Origin of the sequence: Cuspidothrix issatschenkoi CHARLIE-1 (assembly GCF_002934005.1) — a bacterium.
Classification (GTDB): Bacteria; Cyanobacteriota; Cyanobacteriia; order Cyanobacteriales; family Nostocaceae; genus Cuspidothrix; species Cuspidothrix issatschenkoi.
The window spans coordinates 17,115-43,088 of the sequence record NZ_PGEM01000104.1 but is presented as its reverse complement, the minus strand read 5'-3'; the positions used below and the strand labels follow the sequence as shown (position 1 = coordinate 43,088).

Here is a 25,974-nt window from a genome sequence, read left to right as displayed (position 1 = left end):
GAATAAGAATTTCAAAGTCCCCCAAACTTGGGGGATTTAGGGGGCTAAATAATCATAAACTGATTACTAACTAATTAAAAATCATCATCAAAATCCCGATCTCGCATAGTTTTTGGATCAGGGGCAAAAGCTAACCAGAGAGGGAATTGTAGCAAAGCTAAACTGATTTGTTCCTCAGAATCATCAATCACAATTAAAGGCATTTGATTAGCTTTAACTAATCTATCTGCCTTCTGGGTTAAAGCGGAGGGGGATTCAAATAATACAACGCCTCTATCGGGGCCAAAATCAGGGCGACCAATACCTAAACAATCTTGTAAACCCCGTCGCCATTCACCTAAACGTTCTGGTGTATTGGCTAAAATCAGAGTTCGCACGCGATCGCCATATAATTGATGCAATATCGAAATTCCTGCCGACGCAACTAAAATATTTTGTAAGCGGCTACCCATTGTCCGCAAAGCACCCCTACCACCTTGGGTAAAAAACCAAGTTGAGATTCTTTCTCCATGAATAGGTTCAAAGGTGCGGCGTAACTGCCACGGTGATCCATAATAATCTGGTTCGTTGCGGTATTGGTCAAGCAAGCGGCGGATTTTTTTGGTAGTATCCTGAAACTGCTGCTGGCCAAGTTGGGGCATTTCTGACTGTTCTTTAACAGGGTTAGCTTCTTTTTGGACTGGTGTTTCCTTTTCCTTAGCTGGTTGTACCAGTTGTAACTGTTCTGCGGCTGATGCCAAATCTTGTAAACTGCCGGTGAGATAGTCTTTAAAACCCTGTATGCGAATTGCTAAATCTTGGGATGTACCAGCAAAAGTAGTCCGCATTTCGTTGCGAATTCTTTCTTGACGACGTTCTAGTTGTTCTACAGAAATTTGTAGGGTTTGCTTACGTTGTTCTAGCTGTGATAATGAATCTTGAACAATTTGGGAAAGTGCCGTTTGAGTCGTTGTAACTTGAGTTTGAAGAGTTTTATAGGTAATTTCCAACTCAGCAATTTCCGCTTTTAGTACTGCTTCCTGTTGCTGCAACTGAGTAATTTTTGCCTCTGCTGATGCTAATGATGGTGTTTCTGTAGGTTGTGACTCATCATCTGTAGAATCTGTTCTAGCATCAATAATTGTCACGATTTCTGGCGGTACTTCTGCCACTAATTCTAAATCTGCTGTTGGGGTTTGTGGTAGTTCATCAGGTGGTTGAACTTCTATTTGTTCCAACCACTCATCTATAGGTTCTGGAGTTTGAGATTCTTCAGGGTTCATAAACAACAATATAAATTTTCCATTCTCGAAAAAATATCTTTTACAAAAGATACAATTAACTAACTACAAAATCCTAATCAATACGTGGACAACGTTCTTCTAAACAAGATTTTAAGGTTTTGGGGTCAAATAAAATGGGCAAAAAGTGAATACTGTTAACCTCTTTAAAATAAAACAAAATGGGAACAGGATTCCAAAATATCCGCCAATTTTGCCATTCTTGGTAGGGAAAACGCCGAATTAATTTTTCTCCTCTATAAAGATCAAAAGCTGTAGCAGTAAATTGAAACCGTAATGTTACAGCTTGCAACATCAAAAATAAACCCAATACCGCTAATATACCTCCCACCCAGGGTTGTATTAACAGTATAGGAATAGCCCCAAGCACCAAGAACACAGGAATATTGTAACTTGGCTTCAGTTCTACTGTTGATATCGTATTAGGTGTCAATGAACTATTCAAAATCTTTTTCTCCTACTTCTATAAATTGCTAATTCTTAACTATTTCCTTTTCCCTCCTGCCTCCTGCCTGTAAAATCATAATCCTGGTGTAAATCCAGTACCTGTTCCCTGAAACATTAACCAAGAGAGAAAGAAGTTACTAATAAATATCACCAATAAGGCAGTGACAACGGCAGTTGTAGTTGATTGTCCCACACCTTTAGCACCTCCAGTAGTAGTTAACCCCCAACTACAACCAATAATGGCAATTAAGACCCCAAAACAACAGGCCTTAATCATGGCGCTGCAAATATCCCACATATCCAGGAAGTTCCGCGCTGAATCAAGAAATACTGTATCGGAAAGGTTATAAATATGGGTAGCTATTACCAATCCGCCAGACATTCCTGTGATTAAGGATAGCAAAGTTAAAATCGGCAGCATGATCAGGCAAGCCAAAAGTCGGGGAATAACTAGATAATCAATAGGATCTGTTTTTAACATTAACAGCGCGTCTATTTGTTCTGTAACTCTCATTGTGCCAATTTCGGCGGCAAAAGCTGAACCGACTCTTCCCGCTAAAATTACGGCTGTTAATACAGGAGTAAGTTCTCTTGTTAATGCTACGGCTAAAACTCCACCCACCAGGTTGCCCGCACCAAAGTTAATAAATTCCCTTGCTACCTGAATGGTGAATACTGCACCGACAAATATAGCTGTCAATAAGGCAATAAATAGGGAATCTGGCCCCACTAGTGCCAATTGTTCTACGGTGTTACGGCGGTGAATTTTGCCTTTGAGTAGATGAACTAGGACTTGTCCACCTAACAGTATTGCGGCTAGCAATCGCTGACTCCATGTTCCTAAACTGGATTTGATCATTCGATTTTAGATTTTGGATTTTGGATTTTGCAGATTCATACTATCAACAAATATTCTGACTGTAGGGGCGAACAGATTTTAGATTTTAGATTTTGGATTTTGCAGATTCATACTATCAACAAATATTCTGACTGTAGGGGCGAACGGCCGTTCGCCCCTAGTACTTACCAAAGCCTTGAGATTTAAGACTAGGTTTCTTACCTAATAACCAATCTAAATGTTTTGGTAACAAAGTGTCTAAATCATAATTCTGAATAATTGTTTTGCGGGCTTTGGTACGAATGGGCATCATATCGCCAGGATTATCTAAGGCTGTATCTACTTTTTGGGCTATTTCTTCGGGTGAAAAGAAATCTACTAAAAGTCCATTTTTTCCGTCTTTAATTACCTCTAATACTGGTGAAGTATTAGACGCTATTACCAAACACCCAGTAGACATGGCTTCTAACATTGACCAGGATAAAACAAAGGGACGGGTTAAATAAATGTGTGCTGAAGAAGCTTGTAATACTTGCAGATATTCATCATAAGGTATCCTTCCGGTAAAGTGTAATCTAGATAAATCTAAATCTAATTTTTCTAACATCAACTGTTTATAAGTTTTGCCGTCGGGGAGAGTTTTACCATAGGCGACTCTATCTTCTCCCACTACTACAACATGAGTATGTGGTCGTCGTTGTTGAATTAAAGCAACGGCTTCCATAAATTGGGGAAATCCCCGATAAGGTTCCATCCCTCTACCCACATAAGTTACTAATTCTTCTATGTGGGAAAGGTCAAGATTAATTCTGGATAAAACTAATTTAGCTCCTGGATTGGGTTGAAAAAAGTTAGTATTAATGCCATCATGGCAAACAGTAATTTTACTGCGATATTCTGGCGGAAATTGTTGTAGTTGCCAGTTAGTGGGTGCAAGTCCGCGATCGCAACTGTATAAATCAATCAAAATAGGGGCATTTTTAATCCGAATCCGACATTGATCATCTACAGTCAGGGGTTCACTGGGGTCAAAATCCACATCTGACCCACAAGCATGATAAAACCATTCAAAAAAACACAATATTTCGGCTTTGGGAAAAATTTCTTTAATAAATAATGTTGGACCCCAACCGGAATGACCATAAACTATATCTGGGACAAAACCCTGTGCTTTGAGTTGTTCTGCTATTCTATATACCGCTTGTCCTGTGAGAACTGCTTTTTCCAAATTGCGGACATAATGGTGAGTTTGGGGATTCGCGTCACGGGAAGGTTGATAAACAGCTTTAAATACACCGGGTATTGTTCCTTCCTGGCGATTTGTCCCAAATGCAACCTGATAATTGCTGTTTTGTCCTAAAGCGGTGGCCAGATGGCGAAATTGGGCGGGAAAATTGGGATGTAAAAATAGAATCTTTTGCGGATGGGTGGAATCACTCTTCATATTTTTTAATGTTTTGGCAGGAAACATTAACTTAGTTTACGACTAGTCTTGTGAAAATTAAGCTGGTGTTTTAGAGTATTGTTACTGCGATCAAACTGCATACCGAGAGACAAAGCCCTATGATATCAAGGTTTTAGGTATTTTGAACCTGAAAAATTCCCAATACACTTGGGGTAACTACTACCCGTATAATTTAATAAAAACTTAAGATTTTTGACAAAATGGATATTTAAAGGCGATCGCCAGTATTCTAGAAAGGTGGCAGATAAGTTCTGTTCTATATCTCCATAAACCTCTACTCTGGTCTAATAATGATTATATTTAGTAACTTTCTTCGTTCTCTTGTCTTGACCACCATCTTTAGTTTTTTTGTCCCTGTCTTCCTAGTTGGTGGGATGCTACTTGTTTTATCCCTGTTCAGTTACATTCCTGGACTACAAGGGATGATTAACGATGTCTCCATGCAAATTCTGCATTTTCTCGCCACTTTTGGTACTGGTAGTTGCCTCAATGGACTATTGACCATTGGTTTAACTTGTGGTTTTGTCGGAGCGCTGTTTGATATCTATGTTTATTACCGCTATCAAATTCTGCATACAGACTCTTGAAAGTTAGCAGCCAATCAAACTAGAGTTGATCAGTTAGACGATAGCGAGACAAATAATTAATTCTAATATGAGGAAAATTCACTCAGTGAGATTTGAGTAGTGTAAATCTGGTGTTGTATAGCTTCATGAATTTTCGTAAATTATAAAAGCTCATACTCCCATAACTTGATTGTGCTAATTGTCAAATACAAGTAAATATTTTCATTGTTGCTCAAATTTATTGGCTTTGTGCTAGATGATTCTATTTTTTAATGACTTTAATTCCCCAAATTCTTGTGTATTGATATCTTAGGACACAATGGTTTGGTATGAATGTACCTGAACAGTAGGATATATTTTTTCATAATTCCTTCTTGTTCCTTAACAATAGCAAATAGAATTACACATAAAATATAAAATCTTTGTTAACTTTCGGTAATTGTTTATGGGAAAATTCTCCTTCCTGAACAAATTCCCAATTAGATTTACAGTTAAACCCCGTTAGCTGCACCCTGAGCGTTCTATATTAGGAATATTCAGAATATTAAAAAGTTATTTGATTGCTCATGATTTGGCCTTTTAAGCCCAACTTTCGTAAACAAATTGCACGGATTGAAATTAGCGGTGCGATCGCTGGTTCAACTCGTAAACACGTCTTAGAGGCATTAAAAACCGTAGAAGAAAGCAAATTTCCGGCTTTACTGCTACGTATTGATAGTCCTGGGGGAACAGTGGGAGATTCCCAGGAAATCTATAGCGCCCTGAAAAGATTAGCCCAGAAAATCAAAATTGTCGCCAGTTTTGGCAATATTTCCGCCTCTGGAGGGGTTTATATAGGCATGGGTGCAGAGCATATTATGGCCAACCCAGGAACGATTACAGGCAGTATTGGTGTGATTTTAAGGGGAAATAACCTAGAACGACTGCTAGAAAAAATCGGTGTTTCCTTTAAAGTGATTAAATCAGGTCCCTACAAAGATATATTGGCTTTTGATAGAGAACTGACAGAACCGGAACAAACTATTCTGCAAGAATTGATTGATTATAGCTATCAGCAATTTGTGGAAACTGTAGCACAAGCTCGTTCAATCACCGTGGAGAAGGTGAAAAGTTTTGCTGATGGACGGATTTTTACTGGACAGCAAGCCTTAGAATTAGGTGTTGTAGACAGCTTAGGAACAGAAGAAGATGCACGACGTTGGACAGCGGAATTAGTAGGACTTGATCCGGATAAAACTGTTTGCTATACGCTAGAAGAACATAAACCGTTGTTAAGTCGTCTTCTACCAGGAAGTCGTCAAGCTAAATCAGGTATTGCTGGAGGGATGGATTGGCTAGAATTTGAACTGTCTACCAGTGGTTTACCTTTGTGGTTATATCGTCCATAGTCGGTGGTCGGTGGTCAGTGGTCAGTAGTAAAAACCAAAATTGACAACTGACAACTGACAACTAACAACTAACACATACAAAAGGAGGATTTTGGCAGTGGAATGGCAAATGCGAGCAATTCGTGGTGCAACAACCGTTGCAGAAAACAGTGTGGAAGCAATTCGAGATTCAGTTACAGAATTATTAGATGAATTGGAACAAAGAAATAAACTCCAACCGGACGATATGATTAGTGTGACTTTTTCTGTCACCAAGGATTTAGATGCTATTTTCCCAGCAGCGATCGCCCGCAGTCGTCCTTTATGGGACAGTGTTGCTATGTTAGATGTCCAACAAATGCACGTCGAAGGCAGTTTACCTCGCTGCATTCGTTTTTTAATTCACGCCTATTTACCAAGTTCTACTGCCGTTCACCATATTTATTTACGTCAAGCGGCTAAACTGCGACCAGATTGGAGTTTACCCCAAACTTTGCACACTTCACCCCACGTAGTGGAGACAAAAGTTTAAAATCAGCAGGTCAGTCATCAGGTGTACAAGTTAGTCCCAAATGATCTGTTACAGTGGTGATGCGGCTGCTCAACCTGCTGCTATTGGTGGGGATATTTTCACATGATTCAAGTGAAACTGTATAAATCCTGATTTATTTAGCGAGCTATCAAAAATCAAATAGGAGTGTTATATTGCTGTATTCATATCATTAATTTTACCGCTAATTTTACACCAAATTCCTCCTCAAAAACTATTTTTTTGTAATCTAAACTCCAGATTTCCAATTCACATTCATCATTGATAATGGATGGAAATATCAACATTTTTAACTCTTTAAAATGGGGCAAGTATTCAAATTGAACATGAGAAATTGCTCCGATTTGTCTTCTATCTAAAGCAACAGCTAATCTTAAAATGGCGCTGAGTTGATTTACCATTTGCCTATGTTCTTTGTGGAGTAAATTCCGATAGTTTTCATGCTTTTTCTTAGGAGGAGATTTGCGGTGATAGCGGGCGATATTGGCGATAATTTCGATTTCGGTTTCGTTATAACCGAGTAATTCACTATTTCTAATTAGGTAGTATGAATGTTTGTGGTGTGCGGAATGGCTGACATAGTGACCACAGTTATGTAAAATTGCCGCAGCCCAAAGCAATTGCTGTTGATCCGCGCTCCAATGATGTAGTATGCCTTTGGTTTGGTCAAAGATATTTAGAGCAAAAGCGGCAGCCCGTTTGCTATGTTCTACGTTAACCTGGTATTGTTGAGCAGTTTTTAATACAGTGCGTTGGCGAATGGAACTTTGAAACCTTAGTCGGTTATCTATGAAGCCATGGGTCAGCATCCAGTCTACTATTACGCCTTCTCGCAGCGATCGCTCACAAACTCTCACTGATTCTACCCCTAACAAAGCCATGGCTTCCTGTAGAATCACTGCCCCTGAAAGTATTACTTCTGACCTTTTTTCTGGCATTCCGGGAATCGTAGCCCGTTCTACATTGGTCATTTTGCGGAGGCGGTTCACCCAGGTTCGTAGGTCTTGGAAACTGAATTGATAGCCGTTGAGGGTGGAAGGAACAAGACCTAATTTTTCCCGTGCATGGATGGTAGCGATGGTTTCTATTGTGCCAGATGTGCCGATTAATTTGGGAGAATCGCCTTTGAGGTTGGCCAGAATTTCTTCTACAGAACGTTCTAGCATGGCTTTGGTGTATGCTTGTAAATACTTAAATTCGCTCTCGCTGATGGGGTCAGATTTAACTAATTCGCTGGTGAGGCGGACTGCGCCAACTTTTGTACTGGTAAGACTGCGGGGTTCGTGACTATCGCCTAAAATCAATTCCGTTGAACCACCGCCAATATCAATAATGATGTGGGGTTGGTTATTAAATTCCATCCCGGATAAGACACCCAGATAGATGCGGCGGGCTTCTTCTTGTCCAGAAATTAGGTCTACGGTTAAACCGACTTGGGTTTCGACTTGGTGAATAAAATCTTTACCATTGGGAGATTCCCGGACGGCACTGGTAGCAACAGCGAAAATACTATCTACACCCAAGCTATGGGCAAAGGTTTTGAATCTTCCTAAACAGGCGATCGCTTTATTTATTATTTCTGGTTTTAATTCGCCTGTGACTAAATTGCGATCGCCTAATCTAACCGTTTCTTTATCCCTAGCAATAATACTAAATGATGGTAAAGTAGCTTCAATTTTGACCACCACCATGTGTAAAGAATTTGTCCCAATATCAATGGCGGCAATCATCTGGTTTTCTGGAAGGTTAGCCGAGACTAAATTTATCATTTGCTTGTTGATGGTGAATATAAGAGGTGACAGAGTTGAATAGATTTTGGGGTAAGGTTTTTGAGGTCAATTTTGTATCTTATTCAATTGCATACCGCTATAGGAACTGTAAAACAAATAGCAAATAAGGATATTCTATAAATGTCAAGATATGTTAAGTAGGTGAACATCAGATAACTAAAATATATGAAGAAAAGTAAAATTGCTTAAAACTTCTTGACTTTTGACTTCTGTACGGGCAAACAGCCGTTCGTCCTTCCTGTCACCTAAATCCTAACTACTGTTATTAAATATGTTAGAGACACCAAAAACCAACCAAAAACCATTATGGCTTGTAATTATCCACCTACTACGCTGGCATAAACCAGAAGGTAGGTTAATTTTGATGATACCTGCATTATGGGCTGTATTTTTAGCTGCTGAGGGTAAACCACCTGTACCCCTGGTAGGAGTGATTATTTTGGGTAGTATCGCCACTAGTGCGGCAGGATGTGTAGTTAATGATTTATGGGACAGAGATATTGATCCCCAAGTAGAGAGAACCCGCGATCGCCCACTTGCATCTCGCGCCCTTTCCATACAAGTTGGTATATTTGTCGGTATAGTTGCTCTAGCCTGCGCCGCAGTGATCGCCTTCTATCTTAACCCTTTAAGCTTCTGGTTGTCTGTGGCCGCAGTTCCGGTAATTGCCCTCTATCCCGGTGCAAAACGGGTCTTTCCTGTTCCCCAATTGGTGCTTTCTATTGCTTGGGGTTTTGCGGTGTTAATTAGTTGGAGTGCAGTCACAGCTAATATTACCACGCCAACTTGGTTACTTTGGGGCGCGACCGTACTATGGACCTTAGGATTTGATACTATTTATGCCATGAGCGATCGCCAAGACGATCAACGCATCGGCATTAATTCTAGCGCTTTGTTCTTTGGTAAATATGCCCCTACAGCGATCGCAATTTTCTTTATTGGTACAATTATTCTCCTAGCTGGATTAGGTTTATTAGTTCACTTAAATACACCATTTTGGATTAGTTTGATCCTAGCTACCATTGGTTGGATTTGGCAAATTATCCGCTTACAACAGCCAAGAATACCTCATCCTGCCTACGGAGAAATGTTTCGCCAAAATGTCTGGATTGGTTTTTTAATTTTAGCAGGAATGATAATTGGTTATTTATAAATTGTCATTTATTTAACCAAATAAAAATTTTCTGCCAATGTGACTCAAGCTAGATTCAAAACTATCAGGACTATTGTTTTCCAGGTTGGGATATTAGTCTACAAGCTAGATACAAACCAACCCCATGAAACAAGCTATTTTTGTTAAAATTGCTACAATAATTTTACTTTCCCTTGGTAGTTTGAGTCTAGTTATTGGCGGTTTTTGGATCAGTAAAGCTGCTAGTAATAACAAGCAATTACAGCTAATTACCGACACATCAAAATATCAAGAAATCCGTAATCATCAATGGGGAAATATTCAGCAAATTCAACATTTTCCCACCCAAATTCCTCCAGATGCTGAAATTTTACAAATGGCTTATGCTGCTGGCGTGACTCCGGGAACAAGTTCTTTACAAATTCGCCTCAAACAACCACAAACAAAAATTCAAAACCTACTCACACAATATAAAAAAATCTCTCAACGTCAATATCGAGGTGGTAATACAAATATTCATAGTAATCAACCTAACGGTGTCCCTACAACATTTTTTTATACTAGCGATTCAGAAATAGAAACCTTTCCTAGAAGTTATGAAATATTAGTATTAAAAGCAGAAGATCAAAGTCAACCTGGCTATAAATGGAATCATGGTAATAGTTATGGCGTGGCCATTGATGTTGCATCTTCAGAAATTATCTATTGGGCGGAAAAATGGTAAGGGAAGGAGGCATTGCTGGGAAAGGGAACAGAATTTCAAATTAAGCTTAATTTTTCGGTTAATAGCAATTCACGAAAAACCTAATATGGATTTTGTATAATTGCTGTAAATTGCCTTTTTAAATCAGATAAATTCTATTCAATAATTGACTATTACTACTTCCCTCATTCCTAAAAAAATCAAATTCTTTTCTAAAATCAACCTGTTGCCTATTTCCGGAAATTGATTTTCTAGATGTTTTTGTAAGAAGTCGCTATCACCACCAGTAATGATTATTTTACTTTCAGGAAATAATAACAACCAATGATCAATAAAGTCTTTTATTCCTGCTAATAAAGTGTAAATTATGCCACTTTGAATTGCCCTTGATGTATTCATAGCAAAACGTGGTGGTAAAGAACTTATTAACCCAGTTTCTAATAATGGTAATTGTCCGGTTTTTTGTCCCAAACTGGCAAATTGTAACCCTAAACCTGGCAAAATTGCCCCACCAACTAAGGATTTTTGAGCATTTGCTCCGGTAAATGTTAATGCTGTACCGGCATCAATTACTAATGCGGGAAATCCCCAAGTTATCCCTGCACCCCATACAGCTAAAGCGCGATCAATTCCCAATGTGGGATACATTTCCTGTAATGGTACATCTGCTAAGGTAAGCAAACATAAATGGGGATAATTTTGCCAAAATGCGGTTTGACTAGGAACAACAGAGGCAAGAATCACGGGTATGGGGTGATCTGGTGCTATGGGAAGATCGCTAGGTAGAGAGATTGCTGTTAACCAATTATCCAAGGTGGGATATGCAGCTAATTGGTGTATAACAGATATAGGTAGATGAGATATATCCCCAGTTGTATATAGGTTTTTATCTATGAATAATCCCCAATGGAGACGGGAATTACCGATAATTAAGGCTAAAACAGGAAGTTGTTTATTTGTTGAAGAGAAATAATTGTTCACAGTTTTAATTTTCTTAACTGGGTTATAGGTTTTTTAAGAAAAATTAACATTCAACCCGTGCCACAATATAGAGAAAGGCATAAATACTCAATTTGTTAAGGAGAGGCGTGATGGTATTGCTCACTGAGAAACTAGAAAAACGTCTGACTATAAATACTGTAGAGATTAGTGAAGATACTACTGCAATTCGGTCTTTGGATTGGAACCGCGATCGCTTTGATATTGAGTTTGGCTTACAGAATGGCACTACATATAATTCTTTTATCATTCGTGGTGAGAAAATAGCTTTAGTTGATACCTCCCATGAAAAGTTTCGCCAACTTTATTTTGATACTCTCGCGGGTTTAATTAATCCCCAGGATATTGATTATTTAATTGTTAGTCACACTGAACCAGATCACAGCGGGTTAGTGAAAGATTTACTGCAACTTGCTCCTGATATTACTGTGGTTGCCTCAAAGGTGGCAATTCAGTTTTTGGAAGATATGGTACACCAGCCATTTAAACGCAAAATTGTCAAAAATGGCGATCGCCTAGATTTAGGAAATGGCCATGAATTTGAATTTGTCATTGCCCCTAATTTACACTGGCCTGATACTATTTTCAGCTTTGATCACAAAACCCAAATCCTCTATACCTGTGATGCTTTTGGGTTGCATTACTGCACCGATAGTACCTTTGATGATAATTTACCAGCCATTGAAGCTGATTTTCAATATTACTATGACTGTTTAATGGGTCCAAATGCCCGTTCTGTGCTGTCTGCACTCAAGCGCATGGCAGAGTTAAAAACTATTCGCATGATTGCTACTGGCCACGGTCCCCTACTCTACCATCATGTAGAAGAATTAGTAGGACGTTATCGCACTTGGAGTCAAGGCCAAACCAAGGCAGAAACACCAGTCGGTATATTTTATGTATCTGAGTATGGTCATAGCGATCGCCTCGCCCAAGCCATCGCTAATGGTATCACTAAAACCGGCGTAGCCGTGGAAATGGTAGACTTGGGCGCGAATGTGGATTTACAAGAACTACGGGAACTGGTAGGACGTTGCACTGGTTTAGTTGTGGGAATGCCTCCCGCATCAGGTAATATTAATATCCAAACTGCACTCAGTACAGTGTTAGGTTCTGCCAAAGAAAAACAAGCCATTGGTATTTTTGAAACTGGTGGAGGAGATGATGAACCTACCTATCCCCTATTAAATCAATTCCGTGCAGCGGGGTTAAATGTCGCTTTTCCCGTGATTGAAATTCGAGAAGCACCCACAGCCAACATCTATAAAAGGTGCGAAGAAGCCGGTACAGACTTAGGACAATGGGTAACAAGAGACAAAAGCATCAAAGCGATGAAATCTCTTGCGGCTGACTTAGATAAAGCCTTGGGCAGAATTAGCGGCGGTTTATATATCATCACCGCCAAAAAAGGCGACGTATCCAGCGCCATGTTAGCCTCCTGGGTAAGTCAAGCCAGTTTTAAACCCCTGGGATTTTCCATTGCTGTAGCTAAAGATCGGGCGATAGAATCTCTCATGCAAGTAGGCGATCGCTTTGTTCTCAATGTACTCGAAGAAGGCAACTATCAAAAACTGATGAAACACTTCTTAAAACGGTTTGCTCCTGGTGCTGATCGTTTTGAAGGAGTCAAAACCCAACCAGCAGAAAATGGCGCACCCATTTTAGGCGATGCTTTAGCATACATGGAATGTGAAGTTGTCAGCCGGATGGACTGCGGCGATCATTGGGCAGTATATAGCACAGTTTACGCCGGTAGAGTATCCAAACCTGAAGCCCTCACCGCAGTTCACCATCGCAAAGTCGGAAACCATTATTAAAATCAAACCTTCTTGTCCTCCTCGCTTGGGGGGAGGGGGACAAGAATTATTGAAAGCAAGGAGATTAAACCTATGTCAGAAACTAAACCCCGTGATGTTCAAATATTACCCATTGGTACAGATACCACAATATTGCGATCGCGCAGTTGGGCCAGATTAAGATTTGAAATTGAATATGCTTTAGCTAAAGGTACAACTGCAAATTCTTTTATTATTCAGGGTGATAAAATTGCCTTAATTGATCCTCCTGGAGAAACTTTCACCGAAATTTATCTCGAAGCTTTACAAAAAAGAATTGATATTAAAACCATTGATTATGTAATTCTTGGTCATATCAATCCTAACCGCGCCGCCACATTAAAAGCTTTACTAGAAATTGCTCCCCAAGTTACTTTTGTTTGTTCTAACCCAGGAGCAAAAAATTTAAAAGCCGCATTAGAAAAAGAAGATTTACAAATTTTGATTATGCGGGGGGAAGATACTCTAAATTTAGGAAAAGGTCATCATTTACAATTTATTCCTACACCTAACCCTCGTTATTCCGACGAACTTTGCACCTACGATCCGCAAACAGAAATTTTATTTTCTGATAAGTTATTTGGGGCGCATATTTGTGGTGATCAAGTATTTGATGAAGGTTGGGAAGTCTTTAATGAAGATCGGCGTTATTATTTCGATTGTCTCATGGCTCCCCATGCCAGACAAGTAGAAACAGCCTTAGATAAACTGGCAGATTTGCCCGTGAGGTTATATGCTACTGGTCATGGTCCATTGGTAAGATATGCTTTACAAGAACTTACCCATTCCTATCGAGAATGGATTCAAGAACAAACCAATGCTGATATAAATGTGGCATTGATTTATGCTTCTGCTTATGGCAATACTGCAACTGTAGCTAGTGCGATCGCTCGTGGTATAACTAAAGCTGGTGTGAGTGTTGAATCAATAAATTGTGAATTTGCAGATCCTGAAGAAATCAAAACCGCTATCGAAAAATCCGCAGGTTTTGTTATCGGTTCACCCACATTAGGCGGACACGCACCCACACCAGTGCAAACAGCTTTAGGAATTGTTTTATCCACAGCAACCAACAATAAATTAGCAGGTGTTTTCGGTTCTTTTGGTTGGAGTGGAGAAGCAGTTGATTTAATCGAAAATAAACTCAAAGATGCAGGTTATAGATTCGGTTTTGAACCCATCCGCGTCAAGTTCAAACCTAATGAAGTCACCCTCCAAACCTGCGAAGAAGCCGGAACAGATTTCGCTCAATCATTAAAACGCGCGGCGAAGAAATTAGTCGTTGCTAAACAACCTGCAAGTAATATTGAACAAGCTGTTGGTCGTATTGTTGGTTCTCTGTGTGTTGTCACAGCCACCCAGGGGGAAGTGAAAACAGGGATGTTAGCATCTTGGGTAACACAAGCCAGCTTTAACCCTCCTGGGTTAACCATTGCGGTGGCTAAGGATCGGGCGATGGAAAATTTAACCCACACAAGTAATAAATTTGTCGTCAATATCTTAGCTGAGGGACGGGAAATACGTAAGCATTTTATGAAGGTTTACAGACCTGGACAAGATAGATTTGAGGGTTTGGATATTTCAGAAGCCAATAATGGTGGTGTAATTATCAATGGTGCTTTATCTTACCTAGAATGTACGGTACAAAACCGGATGGAAGTAGGCGATCATTGGTTGGTTTATGCCACTGTGGATGATGGTAAAGTGTTAAATCAAGACGGTGTAACCGCTGTGCATCATCGCAAATCAGCGAGTTATTATTAAATAGTAGGGTGGGCAATGCCCACCTAAATGTACAGCAAACTTTAAACTTAATTACAATGTTAAGAACAAATAATCATTTGTTTTAAAGAGTGTTATATTAGTTACTAATCATTATGATTTGATAGGGGTTACTGGCATTGATTATTTTATGTACTCATAATGATGGTGGTGTAGGCAAAACTACCCTTGCAGTTCATGTTGCTGGTATTCTTATTAACAGATCAGAAAGTACGCTTTTAATAGATTGTGATGATCAGGCAGATTTTTGGCAATTTTATACAGATCGTATTCCAGAAAAATCAAAAGATGTAGAAAAATACGAGAACAGTACATTAATTTATAATGAAAGACGCGAATCAATTACAAAAGATTTACAACAAGGGCAATATGATCATTTGGAATAGAATAATTAAGGAGAGTGATTATGCCTATTGAAAATACAACAAATCATCAAAATAAAGATTTCTTGGTTGAAAATGCTATTAAACATGGAACTCAAAAAATCGAGGAAGAAAATGAAAAAGAACTGTATATAAATTTAAGATATACCAATTCAGAATTAGAAAAAATCAAGGAACTTACCTCTGTTCTGCGATTATCTAAGGAACTATTTATAGAAACTGCAATCAGTTATTTATACTTCCGATTTTCTGAGAATCAAGACAGCATAAAAAAAATAATCAGTGAAGAAACAGAAAAGTATAAATCTGAATTTCAAGAAATTTCTATTGCTGGAAATAAGTCAAGAAGAGAGATAGACAGACTTTACGGTAAAATTAAATTATCACCCGAAATATCTCATAAAGTTGAACAACTAAACATGAAAGATAACATTAATGAGTGTTTATTTACAGGTATAAATTTGCTTTATAAACAACTGATTGGAGATTTTAAAATAGTCAATCAACAAAAATAGAGATGGATTACTTAGAAATTGATGCGCTAATAAATGGAATTATTTATTCTACTGAGGTAGCAAAACAAGATTTAGGAAGGCGTTTTGCTGCTTATCTAGGATTAACTCCTGGAAAAATAGGAAGTGATGGAGGAATAGATGGTTATGCACAATTGAATAATGACATGATATATTTTCAATCTAAATTGTCCCAAAATATATTAGATGCCTCTTATGCAGCAGATTTTATTGGCAATATGATAATTCATGAAGCTAATATTGGCATCATGTTATCTGGTGTTGGTTATACAGATGGATTTTGTTCTCGCTTGAATAAAGCTGCTTAAAGTAAGATAATCAACTTAAAAATCAAGATTCATTTATTAGGTCTTGAAGATATTTTTGGTGAAACTGAAGTATTTTTAAAAGCTACTCATGATTTACCTCCATTGAGAAATCTTAGCAGTGGTAAATGGAATCAGTACAAATAACTATCGTTTGGGTTTTTTCCAGGCAATGAATATCGGAAAACCTGTAGAAATTATCCAACTTCCTGCCGTACTTTCTGGAGAAGATGTTTTACCAGGATTTGAATTACAAATGTAAATCCTGATGTTTCACCTGTCACCTATTTTTAAACCTATGGTTTTTGTACAGGTTTGATATTTTTCGCTTTATAAAAAGTTTCTAAACTATCAGTATCACCCACAAAACGCCAATGCCAAGGTTCATAACTCACACCTTGAAGATTATCTTTAGGAAAAGAAAGTTCAAAACTAAACCGAGCGGCATTAGCTTGTAACCACTCATAAGCTTTAGTATTATCAAAATTGGCTTGGAGATTAGTCGCTGGTACTTCACCATCACCAATATCCACAGCATAACCTGTATGATGTTCACTATGTCCAGGAGGTGCGCTTAAAGCTGCCCTTTCGGCTGGAGTTTGATTGCGCTGGGCCCCAACATCAAAAAATAATTGCTTTTGTTCTTCCATAGAACGAAACCCAGAAATAGCAACTAAATTTACTCCTGCACTTCTAGCTGCTGCTACCATAGCTTGAAACTTAACAGCAGCAGATTTTCGCATTCTGATTTTACCATCAGCCGTAATTGGTGTTAATTCTGACTCGGGTGCTTGTGCATATTCAAAATGTCCCAATACACTATTATTAGGTGGAGTATTACTAACTATAGGTTCGGGTGTAGAACTAAGGGGTTCAACAGGAGAATTAGCAGTTGGTTTAGGTGTGGTGACAGAGAAGAAAAAACCACTGGTAACAGCCAGGAGGATAAATCCTGTTAATCCACCTCCAATTAAAATTGGAGTTGGTATGTTTATCTTACTTCCTGTATCAGAAGTATCACGTACAGCCGTCGGAATATCATCAGCAGATGGAGGATATGAATTGTCCGGTTTTTGAGGAAATCCAGCTTTATTCAAGTTTATGCTCCTGTTTGTATTTAATAGTAAAAAATGCCCTGGGCTAGACAACGTAGTTTGGTTTTAATTTTTAATTTTTAATTATTCTGGGTGTAATCTTGGTCAATCTTTTAGAACTATATATCAAGTTAGTGGGGTTAATTCTACTCGGATTCATCTTAGGACGGAAATCACCGAGTTATGCTTCCACATATCTAGGTCAGTTTCTCTTTTGGATAGGAGTCCCTATAAGTATTATTGGGTTTTTAGTGCAAACAGACTTATCAGGACAGATTTGGATTGCACCGGTAATAGCGTATCTAGCCCTATTTATAGGAGCATTTTTAGCTTGGTTACGAATTCAAACCTTAGCATATTTCACCAATTCAGTCCCCCAACCTGCTACTCAAGGTAGCCTGATTTTAGCAGCGATGGTAGGTAATACAGGTAATTTGGGTTATCCCATAACTTTAGCAATGGTTGGTAAAGAATATTTTGCCTGGGCTTTATTCTACGATATGTTGGGTTCATTATTTGGGGCTTATGGTTTAGGCGTGATTTTAGCCGCCAGGTTTGGTAATAATATCCAAAATTACACCCAATTAGCCAAGGTAATTTTGATTAATCCAGCTTTATGGAGTTTTGGCTTTGGCTTGTGGTTGTATCAGCTTCGACTTCCCTCTGTAGTAGAATTTACTTTAGAGAAATTGGCTTGGGTGGGGGTAGCTTTATCCTTAATGTTAATAGGAATGAGACTTTCACAGCTAAAATCTTGGCATAAACTCCCAGAAGCATGGAGTAGTATCTTAATCAAAATGCTAGTAGTTCCACTGATTTTAGGGAGTATGCTGTCGCTGTTTGGTGTGACAGGTAATGCAGCACAGGTAATGGTTTTACAGATGGGTATGCCCCCAGCTTTAGCTACATTGGTAATAGCGGAAACCTTTAATTTAGATCGTGATTTGGCTGTGACTATTTTAGCGATGGGAATGATAGTCTTGTTATTTACTTTGCCTATTTGGTTATGGTTGTTTTAATTTGATTTCAGAGGATGTTGAAAAAGGTAGAGTTTTTCATAATTTTAGTAAACTAAATTTTGCTTTTCTGCCAACTCCCCAGGAGTAATATGTTCATAATGTTCAAAAGGTTGATGAATCCAAGGATTATTAGGAAGATAATCAGCATAATAATTAGGAACAACGACGGAACAAGCTTTATACCAAATTACAGCAGTGCGAATTTCCTCTATGGAGGATTGAGTATAGGATTGTAACCAAGGAATTGTTTTTTGAATAGTGATACCAGAGTCTACTAAATCATCTACTAGCAAAATCCGTGAACCTAAATTTTCGCTGGTCATGGTTAAATGATGGGAAACAATTAAATTATTTCTGTCTTGTTTACCCGCGCCACTGTAGGATGATGTAGATAGAATTGCTAAAGGTTGATTGTATATACGGGAAAGAATATCCCCTACTCGCAGTCCTCCCCTAGCTAAACAGACAATTTGATTAAATTGCCAGCCTGATTGATGGATATTTACGGCCAATGCTTCAATTTTGTGGTGATAATCTGACCAAGAAATGTAAAGGTCTGACATAAGATACAGAAAAGTATGTTAATTAATACTGAATACCAGTGAGTTTTTTATTTTAATATGAGCGTGATTTATGGTCAAAGATAATTCTGAGAATAACGATTTACACAAATCCCTAACAAACGAAAAATTAGATTTTAAAACTAAACTAGCTTATGGGGCCGGAGATTTAGGCCCGGCGATTACTGCGAATATTGCTGTATTTTACCTCCTGGTTTTCTTTACCAATGTGGCCGGAATTCCGGCGGGTTTAGCAGGTAGTATTTTGATGATTGGCAAAATTTGGGACGGTATCAATGATCCGATGGTGGGAATGTTGACCGATAAAACCCAATCCCGTCGCTGGGGTCGTCGTTTACCTTGGCTATTATATGGGGCGATTCCCTTTGGGTTGTTCTTTTTCTTGCAGTGGACTGTACCTCAATTCAGTGCAGATAAAAGTAGTAATATTTGGTTATTATTTTGGTATTATGTAGTTATTGGAATTGTGTCTCAGGTATTTTATACTGTTGTTAATTTGCCTTATACGGCGATGACTCCTGAATTAACTCAGGATTATGATGAACGGACTAGTTTGAATAGTTTTCGCTTTACATTTTCCATTGGTGGCAGTATTTTATCGTTAATTTTATCAAAAATTGTTTTTTCACAAATTGAGGATCGCCAACAACAATATTTAGTTTTAGCCGCAGTTTGTACGGTGATTTCGGTTTTATCTTTGTATTGGTGTGTTTATGGTGTGCGCGATCGCATTTTGGCTTTTGAAGCTAAACGGATTTCTTTACCACAGGAAGCAGAAATTCCCTTCCTAGAACAGCTAAAAATTGTCTTTAGTAATAAACCTTTTCTCTTTGTCATTGCGATATATCTTTTTTCTTGGTTAGGTGTGCAAATCACCGCCAGTATTATTCCCTATTTTGTGGTTAACTGTATGGGACTTAAAGAAGGAGATGTCCCTACAGTGATGATTGCAGTCCAGGGAACGGCTTTGTTAATGTTATTTGTGTGGAGTAATTTAAGTAAAAAAATTGGTAAAAAACTGGTTTATTTTCTCGGCATGAGTTCATGGATTATTGCTGCTGCTGGATTATTTTTCCTGCAACCAAATCAAGTTGCCCTCATGTATGTCATGGCTATTATGGCAGGTGTGGGAGTTTCCACCGCTTATCTAATTCCTTGGTCAATGATACCTGATGTGATTGAATTAGATGAATTGCAAACAGGACAACGCCGCGAAGGTGTTTTCTATGGTTTCATGGTGTTATTACAAAAATTTGGTTTAGCTTTTGGGCTATTTTTAGTCGGTAATACTTTACAAGCTTATGGTTTTAAAGAAGCTGTGGCTGGACAAAGTTCTTTACCCATACAACCTGAATCAGCGCTTTTAGCCATTCGCATCGCTGTTGGACCTATACCAACTGTTTGTTTAATTGCAGGTTTGGTTTTAGTTTACTTCTATCCTATTACTCGTGAGATTCATGCAGAAATGATGCTAAAACTGCAAGAACAACGAGAGAATAAATAAACATAACCGTTATTTTTTTCAACAATTCTCAGAATTGAGATTGCTTGCTAGGTGGAAATAAATCTTAACTGAAACTCTTGTTATATTGTAGGGGTAATTCATGAATTACCCCTACTTTTGTTCTCTTTTGCGTAAGTCCTATCTCAAAAATAGTTTATATTTCATTTCTGTAATAATTCCTTGTATCAAAAGATTAGGGTAGGCAAGATACTATAGATCGCATTAGAGGTAGTCACCGTATCCTCAAACAATGAAAATAAATCAGGTATCGTAGTTGTGCCTGGAAAACCAAATGATGATATTCTCATAGGTACACTTTCATCAATTTGGAAGTATTGAAAGAAGATGGAAAACCTATACCCAAACCTTCTACAATTGTTGGTAAAGTTGCAGTGAATATAGAAATATAATCATCTAATCATAGATATCACGGGAGATAATAAATTTGTTTTTGTGATACTATTATTTTGAAAAAAATCCTCCACAATTGCTTGAATTACAGGTACTGTTACAGCATTACCAAACTGTTTGTATGCTGCATTATCATTTGGATGAAGAATATAAGAATCTGGGAAACCTTGTAATCTTGCACATTCACGAGGGGTTATTCTTCTAGGTTGCCGATCTTGGACTATACCTAATTTGTTAGCATCTGATGATGTTAGTGTTATAGAAATACTCTCAGGATCGAGAAACTTAAAAACTTCAAAAGACATATTTCCACTCACAGGATTATATTTTCCATTTATTTCTTTAAGATATTTTTTCTTCATCAGTGAATAAATAATATTTTCGATATTCTCATGATCAAAAAACGTTTTAATTTGTTCTATAGTTAAACTTTTACCATCTTGATGATCACCAAATTCTTTATGTCTTCTATGGGATATTAAGGCAGCCATAAAGTCACGTTCATCTTTTGTACACTTGCCCTTAATACCTAAATCCCAAGAATGGAGAGAATTACCACCGCGAAAATCAATTAGACGAAAACCATGAAGTTTTTCAAATTGACCATCAACAGCATCAAATAGTTGTTTTTCAAATTCTTTTGACAGATAATAATTTCTAGAAACTTTCTCTTCTATAATATCTTTAACTTTAACAATTGAATAAGTATTCTCAAAAAGACTTACCTGATATAGCTGTTCTTTAAAAGTATGGGAATCAGTAGCACCTCTATCTGAATTAAGTGTAATTTTTGGTTTTTTTCCAAGTAATCCAATTATGTATATACGAACACGATTTTGTGGTACACCAAAGTTACTACTGTTAAGTAAAAGATAATGAATACCATAGCCAATTTTTTCTAATGAATTAATAATTGTTTTGAATGTTCTTCCCTGATCATGTGTTGTTAAACCACGCACATTTTCCAGTAGAAAAGCTTGTGGTTGATAATTTTTCAGGAGTCTTTCAATTTCCCAAAATAGCGTTCCTCTTGTATCTCCAAAACCTTTTTGTTTACCTGCATAAGAGAAAGATTGGCAGGGAAAGCCAGCCAGCATAAAATCAAATGCAGGTATTGTATCAATTTCTCGGATGTCTCCCGTAGGTTGATCATTAAAGTTTAGTTTATAAGTTTCAATAGCTTTTTTATCAATTTCTGAGCTAAATACACATTGAGATTCTATTCCTAACACATTACACGCTTGCTGAAAACCAAGCCTCATTCCACCAATACCTGCAAAAAGATCAATAAAATGAATCATGATAAACTCTCACACAAAAAATCAACTAAAACATCAAATTCACTATCAGAATAAGCTACTGTACAATCACTATACAGACAAATTTGAGAGATAGCCGCAGAACGTTCAAAATTTCCAGCCCCATCAATTACATAGGCTATTTTGTACCCAGCAGTTTTCATCAAAGCTTGCCTTTCAAATGCCTGTGCTGCTTTTCTTTCTATAGTGCTGTTGGTGGTTACTTGAAAACTAATTTCAATTCCTACCTTTTTACCTGCTTTTATTACAACTACATCAAAAGGCATTCCAGTTGTTTTAGCATAACCTGGTAAAATAATTGTGCTATTGCTGGTAATTTCAAATTCACTTCCTAATTTTTCTTTGAGGTATTCGACAATATAACGTTGTGCTAATTGTCCTAAAGAATTGGCATTTGCACCACCTGTTATGCGACTAACAACTATATACCTTTGTTTGATATGATGCTCTAATGCAAGTTTATCACCAAGTAAAGAACCAAGAATACATACATCTAAACCAGCATAGTCTGAAACTTCAGATGTACTGGCATAAAGCAAAATCATAGTCATATCTCGTTTAAGAGTGTCAAAAGGTTTATCATTTTGCAACCCCTCGCCATCAATATTAAGCTTTTTATTATCTAATAAGCCTTTGACTGGCATAGACTCAAACACATATTGATAATTTTTCCCTCTCCAGACATAATCCATAATTGGTTTACCTGTCTGATCTTTTTTAGTAAAAATATTTGTGAAACTTTTTCCTAGCTTTTTCATGGGTTCACCTCCATAGTCTGAAATAACAACCAAGTGCTTGAGGAATAAGTTTGCTGGAAACTCCGCTGCTTTCACAAGGTCGAATACCTGTGTAGGATTATTTTTGCTCAATTTTAAAATTGAAATGAAATCGTCTTGTGTTTCCAGTAATCTAGGAATAATACTTATTGTTGCATTTTTATCCTTTAAATTTGCAGGCCACCACATTACAGCGTAGGACTGTAAAGTAATGGTATCTCTAGCGTAATTTTGCATATAATATGGTTGAAGTAATTCTTATATTTTATACGATTTAATCTAGATAAATATGAATGAATCAGTTGATTTCATGATTATTTACAACTTTAGACAAAAAAATTATATTACATTGTAGAGACGCTACAGAAAACGCCTCTACATTATTTTTCAAACTCCTATTTCAACGCTGCTAACAAATCATTTTTCGCAGTTTCCAAAGCTTGCGGTAATTTACTTGCATCCCTTCCCCCAGCTTGCGCGAGATTGGGTTTTCCACCACCACCACCACCGCAAATTTTAGCTACATTTCCGACAAATTTTCCGGCTTGGATTCCTTTTTTATTCACTTCAGGACTAACAGCAGCAACAATACTCACTTTCCCTGCTTCGGGAATAGAACCTAAAACCACTGCACCGTTACCGATTTTTTGCAATAATCTTTCTGCTGCATCTTTTAATGATTCTGCGTCTACATCTTCCAGTTGAGCAACAATAATTTTATGTTCTCCTACGGCTTCCGCAGTTTGTAATAAACTGTCAGATTTAACTATTGCAAGTTGTGATTTTAGGGTTTGAATTGTTTTTTCACTGTTGCGGAGTTCGGTTTGTAAAGTTGTGATTCTGTCGGGTATTTCTTCCGGTTTGATTTTAAAGCGGAAACACAAATCTTTGGTTACTTGATCTCGCACATTCAAATAATCTAAAACGGATGCACCAGATACCGCTTCTATTCTTCTAACTCCTGAAGAAACTCCAGCTTCAGAAATGATTTTAAAAACGCCTATTTCCGCAGTATTATTAACGTGAGTTCCCCCACATAATTCCATTGAAACACCAGGGAAGTCAATTACTCGTACTTCTTCACCGTATTTTTCCCCAAACATTGCTACCGCACCTCTAGCTTTTGCTTCTGCTAAAGGTAATACTTCAATTTTGGCAGAATGTGCTTCACAAATCCAAGTATTTACTAATTCTTCAACTTGTTGAACTTCATCCGCAGTTAAAGCACGAGGACAGTTAAAATCAAACCGCAAGCTATCAAAAGAAACTAAAGATCCTGCTTGGGAAATTCCCTCATCAACTACTTTCTTTAATGCAGCTTGTAATAAATGAGTTGCTGTATGGTTAGCTTGAGAGCGACGACGACAAGAAGTATCAATTTGGGCGGTAATTTGATCAGCGACCCTAATTGTACCACGTTCAATTTTACCAAAGTGAACAAAGAAATCAGATTCTTTTTTCACATCTTCAATTCTAATTAAAATTCCATCACCGGAAATATAACCTTTATCTCCGATTTGTCCACCTGATTCTGCATAAAATGGGGTTTTATCCAAAACTATTTGTATCTCTGTTCCTGCTTCTGCTTCTTCTTGGGAAATACCATTAACTAACAATACTTCAATTTTTGCTGTTATTGCTAATTGAGTATATCCTAAAAATTCGGTAGAATGAATATGTTCTGCAAGTTGATCTAAAGAACCTTGTACGGTTAAATCAATGGTTTCGTGTGCAGCTTTAGCACGTTCTACCTGTTTCTGCATTTCTGCATTGAAACCATTAACATCAACAGTAATGTTATTTTCTTCGGCAACTTCTTGAGTTAATTCCAATGGGAAACCGTAGGTATCATATAAGGTAAATGCACTTTCACCACTAATGGAAGTTAAACCTTTTTGTTTTACTTCTTGGATGATATCAGCTAATAGTTTTTCACCTCTATCAAGAGTTTTCAAGAAGTTAGCTTCTTCTCTAGCTAATTCTGCTTTAATTGCTGTTTCCCTTTGTCGTAAATTAGGGTAAATTGATTCAGAAAGAGAAATTGCTGTTTCTGCAACTTGGTTAATAAAGTCCCCAGAAATTCCAATTAATTTTCCATGTCTGACAACACGACGAATTAAACGCCGTAAAACGTAACCTCTTCCCCCATTAGAAGCGCGAATTTCATCAGCGATCATGTGAACAACAGAACGGACATGATCACCAATTACCTTTAAGGAAATTTTGGTATTTTCATCACTTTGGTGATAATCAATGTTGGCAATTTTCGCCGCAGTTTCAATAATCGGGAAAATCAAATCTGTTTCATAATTATTAGGAACTTTTTGGAGAATTTGCGCCATTCTTTCCAAACCCATTCCCGTATCAATATTCTTATTTTGCAACGGCGTTAAATTTCCTGAAGCATCCCGATTATATTGCATGAATACTAAGTTATAAAACTCGATAAATCGGGAATCATCTTCTAAATCAATATGATCATCTCCTAATTCTGGATGAAAATCATAATAAATTTCTGAACAAGGTCCACAGGGGCCAGTAATTCCAGAAACCCAAAAATTATCATCTGCACCCATGCGTTTGATGCGTTTTTCTGTTACACCAATTCTATCGCGCCAAATTGCGAAAGCTTCGTCATCTTCTTCAAATACACTAACGACTAAATTTTGAGGAGAAATACCAAAAACTTGAGTTGATATTTCCCAACCCCAAGCGATCGCTTGTTCTTTAAAATAATCACCAAAGCTAAAATTACCCAACATCTCAAAAAATGTATGATGGCGTTTTGTCCGTCCTACATTTTCGATATCATTGGTACGGATACATTTCTGAGAAGTCGTAGCGCGTTTAAATTCTGGTGCGCGCTGTCCCAGGAATATCGGTTTAAATGGGAGCATCCCCGCGATAGTTAGCAGCACCGTGGGATCTTCTGGTACGAGGGAAGCACTCTTGAGCGGTTGGTGTCCCCTTTGGGTGTAGAAGTCGAGGAATAAAGCGCGAATATCGTTACCGCTAAGAAACTGGGGAGTTGATGACATGAGTGTTTAAGAAATCAAATTTAATTAATTTAGTCAGTTTTGCAAAAAGCATCATCCAAACCTCCGGGAGACCCCCACCAAAACTGTACTCAGTTTGGTGATGGGAGGAATGGAGGGTTAACTGTGAAACGTGCCTTGAGTAATTTTGTGCGTCAGCACAAACAACGAAAGGGAGAGTTCGCTCTTTGGGAAAAACTTTTTGGTTTACTGATTTTACCAAATAAAAGCCTGAAATCTTTACTAGGGAGTATTTTCAG

The 25,974-nt window shown here is 37.8% G+C and carries 25 protein-coding genes; 14 read left to right on the top strand and 11 right to left on the bottom strand.

The features are described from left to right. Window positions 1-74: 74 nt before the first annotated feature. From CUN59_RS14405 to CUN59_RS14390, 4 genes are all read right to left on the bottom strand, one after another. Window positions 75-1,262 (bottom strand): DUF3086 domain-containing protein, encoded by a 1,188-nt coding sequence (locus tag CUN59_RS14405; RefSeq protein WP_104388493.1) that lies wholly within the window; start codon window positions 1,260-1,262, stop codon window positions 75-77. Window positions 1,263-1,335: 73 nt separating this feature from the next. After that, a complete protein-coding gene (locus CUN59_RS14400; RefSeq protein WP_104388492.1) occupies window positions 1,336-1,725 on the bottom strand; it encodes a DUF3119 family protein in 390 nt (129 codons plus the stop codon). A gap of 75 nt (window positions 1,726-1,800) precedes the next feature. Next, complete coding sequence (locus CUN59_RS14395) at window positions 1,801-2,586, bottom strand: MlaE family lipid ABC transporter permease subunit (RefSeq protein ID WP_104388491.1); 786 nt, start codon at window positions 2,584-2,586, stop codon at window positions 1,801-1,803. Between the two features lie 157 nt (window positions 2,587-2,743). Further along, window positions 2,744-4,009, bottom strand: a complete 1,266-nt coding sequence (locus CUN59_RS14390) for a glycosyltransferase family 4 protein (RefSeq protein ID WP_104388495.1) — start codon at window positions 4,007-4,009, stop codon at window positions 2,744-2,746. Window positions 4,010-4,320: 311 nt separating this feature from the next. On the opposite strand from CUN59_RS14390, the gene CUN59_RS14385 reads away from it, so the two are divergent. The 3 genes from CUN59_RS14385 to aroH all read left to right on the top strand — a co-directional run bounded on the left by CUN59_RS14385 (window position 4,321) and on the right by aroH (window position 6,495). Then, window positions 4,321-4,617 carry a hypothetical protein gene (locus CUN59_RS14385; RefSeq protein ID WP_104388490.1) on the top strand — a complete coding sequence of 99 codons (297 nt, stop codon included), beginning with the start codon at window positions 4,321-4,323 and terminating at the stop codon, window positions 4,615-4,617. Between the two features lie 545 nt (window positions 4,618-5,162). Next, window positions 5,163-5,984, top strand: coding sequence for a signal peptide peptidase SppA (gene sppA, locus CUN59_RS14380; RefSeq protein WP_104388489.1), 822 nt, complete (start codon window positions 5,163-5,165; stop codon window positions 5,982-5,984). 97 nt (window positions 5,985-6,081) lie between these two features. Next, entirely contained in the window at window positions 6,082-6,495 is a 414-nt protein-coding gene (aroH, locus tag CUN59_RS14375) for a chorismate mutase (RefSeq protein ID WP_104388494.1), read from the top strand. A gap of 182 nt (window positions 6,496-6,677) precedes the next feature. On the opposite strand, the gene CUN59_RS14370 is transcribed toward aroH, so the two are convergent. Beyond that, on the bottom strand, window positions 6,678-8,282 hold the full coding sequence (locus tag CUN59_RS14370) for a Ppx/GppA phosphatase family protein (protein WP_104388488.1): 1,605 nt from the start codon (window positions 8,280-8,282) through the stop codon (window positions 6,678-6,680). A gap of 292 nt (window positions 8,283-8,574) precedes the next feature. On the opposite strand from CUN59_RS14370, the gene CUN59_RS14365 reads away from it, so the two are divergent. Next, window positions 8,575-9,456, top strand: coding sequence for a 4-hydroxybenzoate solanesyltransferase (locus tag CUN59_RS14365; RefSeq protein WP_104388487.1), 882 nt, complete (start codon window positions 8,575-8,577; stop codon window positions 9,454-9,456). A 124-nt stretch (window positions 9,457-9,580) separates the two neighbouring features. After that, on the top strand, window positions 9,581-10,159 hold the full coding sequence (locus CUN59_RS14360; protein ID WP_104388486.1) for a hypothetical protein: 579 nt from the start codon (window positions 9,581-9,583) through the stop codon (window positions 10,157-10,159). 138 nt (window positions 10,160-10,297) lie between these two features. Here the strand turns inward: CUN59_RS14360 and CUN59_RS14355 are convergent, their stop codons facing one another. After that, the gene (locus CUN59_RS14355; protein ID WP_104388485.1) at window positions 10,298-11,119 is read right to left on the bottom strand and encodes a pantothenate kinase; all 822 of its coding nucleotides are present in this window, start codon (window positions 11,117-11,119) and stop codon (window positions 10,298-10,300) included. Window positions 11,120-11,229: 110 nt separating this feature from the next. Here CUN59_RS14355 and CUN59_RS14350 point away from each other — a divergent pair, with 110 nt between their 5' ends. From CUN59_RS14350 to CUN59_RS22090, 6 genes are all read left to right on the top strand, one after another. Further along, window positions 11,230-12,954, top strand: a complete 1,725-nt coding sequence (locus CUN59_RS14350; RefSeq protein WP_104388484.1) for a diflavin flavoprotein — start codon at window positions 11,230-11,232, stop codon at window positions 12,952-12,954. A gap of 72 nt (window positions 12,955-13,026) precedes the next feature. Next, on the top strand, window positions 13,027-14,736 hold the full coding sequence (locus CUN59_RS14345) for a diflavin flavoprotein (RefSeq protein ID WP_104388483.1): 1,710 nt from the start codon (window positions 13,027-13,029) through the stop codon (window positions 14,734-14,736). 137 nt (window positions 14,737-14,873) lie between these two features. Beyond that, a complete protein-coding gene (locus CUN59_RS14340; protein ID WP_104388482.1) occupies window positions 14,874-15,140 on the top strand; it encodes a ParA family protein in 267 nt (88 codons plus the stop codon). A gap of 20 nt (window positions 15,141-15,160) precedes the next feature. Further along, complete coding sequence (locus tag CUN59_RS14335) at window positions 15,161-15,652, top strand: hypothetical protein (protein WP_104388481.1); 492 nt, start codon at window positions 15,161-15,163, stop codon at window positions 15,650-15,652. 2 nt (window positions 15,653-15,654) lie between these two features. Then, complete coding sequence (locus CUN59_RS14330) at window positions 15,655-15,978, top strand: hypothetical protein (RefSeq protein WP_243406948.1); 324 nt, start codon at window positions 15,655-15,657, stop codon at window positions 15,976-15,978. Window positions 15,979-16,096: 118 nt separating this feature from the next. Next, window positions 16,097-16,237: a hypothetical protein gene (locus CUN59_RS22090; protein ID WP_228036740.1), complete on the top strand. Its 141-nt coding sequence runs from the start codon at window positions 16,097-16,099 to the stop codon at window positions 16,235-16,237. Window positions 16,238-16,271: 34 nt separating this feature from the next. On the opposite strand, the gene CUN59_RS14325 is transcribed toward CUN59_RS22090, so the two are convergent. After that, window positions 16,272-17,072 carry a M15 family metallopeptidase gene (locus CUN59_RS14325; protein WP_104388480.1) on the bottom strand — a complete coding sequence of 267 codons (801 nt, stop codon included), beginning with the start codon at window positions 17,070-17,072 and terminating at the stop codon, window positions 16,272-16,274. A gap of 98 nt (window positions 17,073-17,170) precedes the next feature. On the opposite strand from CUN59_RS14325, the gene CUN59_RS14320 reads away from it, so the two are divergent. After that, window positions 17,171-18,088, top strand: a complete 918-nt coding sequence (locus CUN59_RS14320; protein ID WP_104388479.1) for an AEC family transporter — start codon at window positions 17,171-17,173, stop codon at window positions 18,086-18,088. A 44-nt stretch (window positions 18,089-18,132) separates the two neighbouring features. On the opposite strand, the gene CUN59_RS14315 is transcribed toward CUN59_RS14320, so the two are convergent. Further along, window positions 18,133-18,651, bottom strand: a complete 519-nt coding sequence (locus CUN59_RS14315) for a phosphoribosyltransferase (RefSeq protein WP_104388478.1) — start codon at window positions 18,649-18,651, stop codon at window positions 18,133-18,135. Window positions 18,652-18,721: 70 nt separating this feature from the next. On the opposite strand from CUN59_RS14315, the gene CUN59_RS14310 reads away from it, so the two are divergent. Together CUN59_RS14310 and CUN59_RS22485 are read left to right on the top strand one after the other, a co-directional pair. Continuing rightward, entirely contained in the window at window positions 18,722-20,173 is a 1,452-nt protein-coding gene (locus CUN59_RS14310; RefSeq protein ID WP_104388477.1) for an MFS transporter, read from the top strand. 276 nt (window positions 20,174-20,449) lie between these two features. Beyond that, window positions 20,450-20,512, top strand: coding sequence for a type II toxin-antitoxin system HicA family toxin (locus CUN59_RS22485; RefSeq protein ID WP_368731934.1), 63 nt, complete (start codon window positions 20,450-20,452; stop codon window positions 20,510-20,512). A 71-nt stretch (window positions 20,513-20,583) separates the two neighbouring features. On the opposite strand, the gene CUN59_RS14305 is transcribed toward CUN59_RS22485, so the two are convergent. From CUN59_RS14305 to alaS, 3 genes are all read right to left on the bottom strand, one after another. Continuing rightward, entirely contained in the window at window positions 20,584-21,885 is a 1,302-nt protein-coding gene (locus CUN59_RS14305) for a DNA cytosine methyltransferase (RefSeq protein WP_104388476.1), read from the bottom strand. After that, a complete protein-coding gene (locus tag CUN59_RS14300; RefSeq protein WP_104388475.1) occupies window positions 21,882-22,916 on the bottom strand; it encodes a restriction endonuclease in 1,035 nt (344 codons plus the stop codon). Before CUN59_RS14300 ends, CUN59_RS14305 begins: the two co-directional genes overlap by 4 nt. A 158-nt stretch (window positions 22,917-23,074) precedes the next feature. Next, the gene (gene alaS / locus CUN59_RS14295) at window positions 23,075-25,717 is read right to left on the bottom strand and encodes an alanine--tRNA ligase (protein WP_104388474.1); all 2,643 of its coding nucleotides are present in this window, start codon (window positions 25,715-25,717) and stop codon (window positions 23,075-23,077) included. Between the last annotated feature and the right edge of the window lie 257 nt (window positions 25,718-25,974).

Bases quoted from the DNA above. Each gene is read 5' to 3' on its own strand.
- CUN59_RS14405 (WP_104388493.1), bottom strand. From the start codon at position 1,262: ATGAACCCTGAAGAATCTCAAACTCCAGAACCTATAGATGAGTGGTTG.
- CUN59_RS14395 (WP_104388491.1), bottom strand. From the start codon at position 2,586: ATGATCAAATCCAGTTTAGGAACATGGAGTCAGCGATTGCTAGCCGCA.
- CUN59_RS14390 (WP_104388495.1), bottom strand. From the start codon at position 4,009: ATGAAGAGTGATTCCACCCATCCGCAAAAGATTCTATTTTTACATCCC.
- CUN59_RS14385 (WP_104388490.1), top strand. From the start codon at position 4,321: ATGATTATATTTAGTAACTTTCTTCGTTCTCTTGTCTTGACCACCATC.
- sppA (WP_104388489.1), top strand. From the start codon at position 5,163: ATGATTTGGCCTTTTAAGCCCAACTTTCGTAAACAAATTGCACGGATT.
- CUN59_RS14370 (WP_104388488.1), bottom strand. From the start codon at position 8,282: ATGATAAATTTAGTCTCGGCTAACCTTCCAGAAAACCAGATGATTGCC.
- CUN59_RS14365 (WP_104388487.1), top strand. From the start codon at position 8,575: ATGTTAGAGACACCAAAAACCAACCAAAAACCATTATGGCTTGTAATT.
- CUN59_RS14360 (WP_104388486.1), top strand. From the start codon at position 9,581: ATGAAACAAGCTATTTTTGTTAAAATTGCTACAATAATTTTACTTTCC.
- CUN59_RS14350 (WP_104388484.1), top strand. From the start codon at position 11,230: ATGGTATTGCTCACTGAGAAACTAGAAAAACGTCTGACTATAAATACT.
- CUN59_RS14345 (WP_104388483.1), top strand. From the start codon at position 13,027: ATGTCAGAAACTAAACCCCGTGATGTTCAAATATTACCCATTGGTACA.
- CUN59_RS14335 (WP_104388481.1), top strand. From the start codon at position 15,161: ATGCCTATTGAAAATACAACAAATCATCAAAATAAAGATTTCTTGGTT.
- CUN59_RS14330 (WP_243406948.1), top strand. From the start codon at position 15,655: ATGGATTACTTAGAAATTGATGCGCTAATAAATGGAATTATTTATTCT.
- CUN59_RS14315 (WP_104388478.1), bottom strand. From the start codon at position 18,651: ATGTCAGACCTTTACATTTCTTGGTCAGATTATCACCACAAAATTGAA.
- CUN59_RS14310 (WP_104388477.1), top strand. From the start codon at position 18,722: ATGGTCAAAGATAATTCTGAGAATAACGATTTACACAAATCCCTAACA.
- CUN59_RS14305 (WP_104388476.1), bottom strand. From the start codon at position 21,885: ATGATTCATTTTATTGATCTTTTTGCAGGTATTGGTGGAATGAGGCTT.
- CUN59_RS14300 (WP_104388475.1), bottom strand. From the start codon at position 22,916: ATGCAAAATTACGCTAGAGATACCATTACTTTACAGTCCTACGCTGTA.
- alaS (WP_104388474.1), bottom strand. From the start codon at position 25,717: ATGTCATCAACTCCCCAGTTTCTTAGCGGTAACGATATTCGCGCTTTA.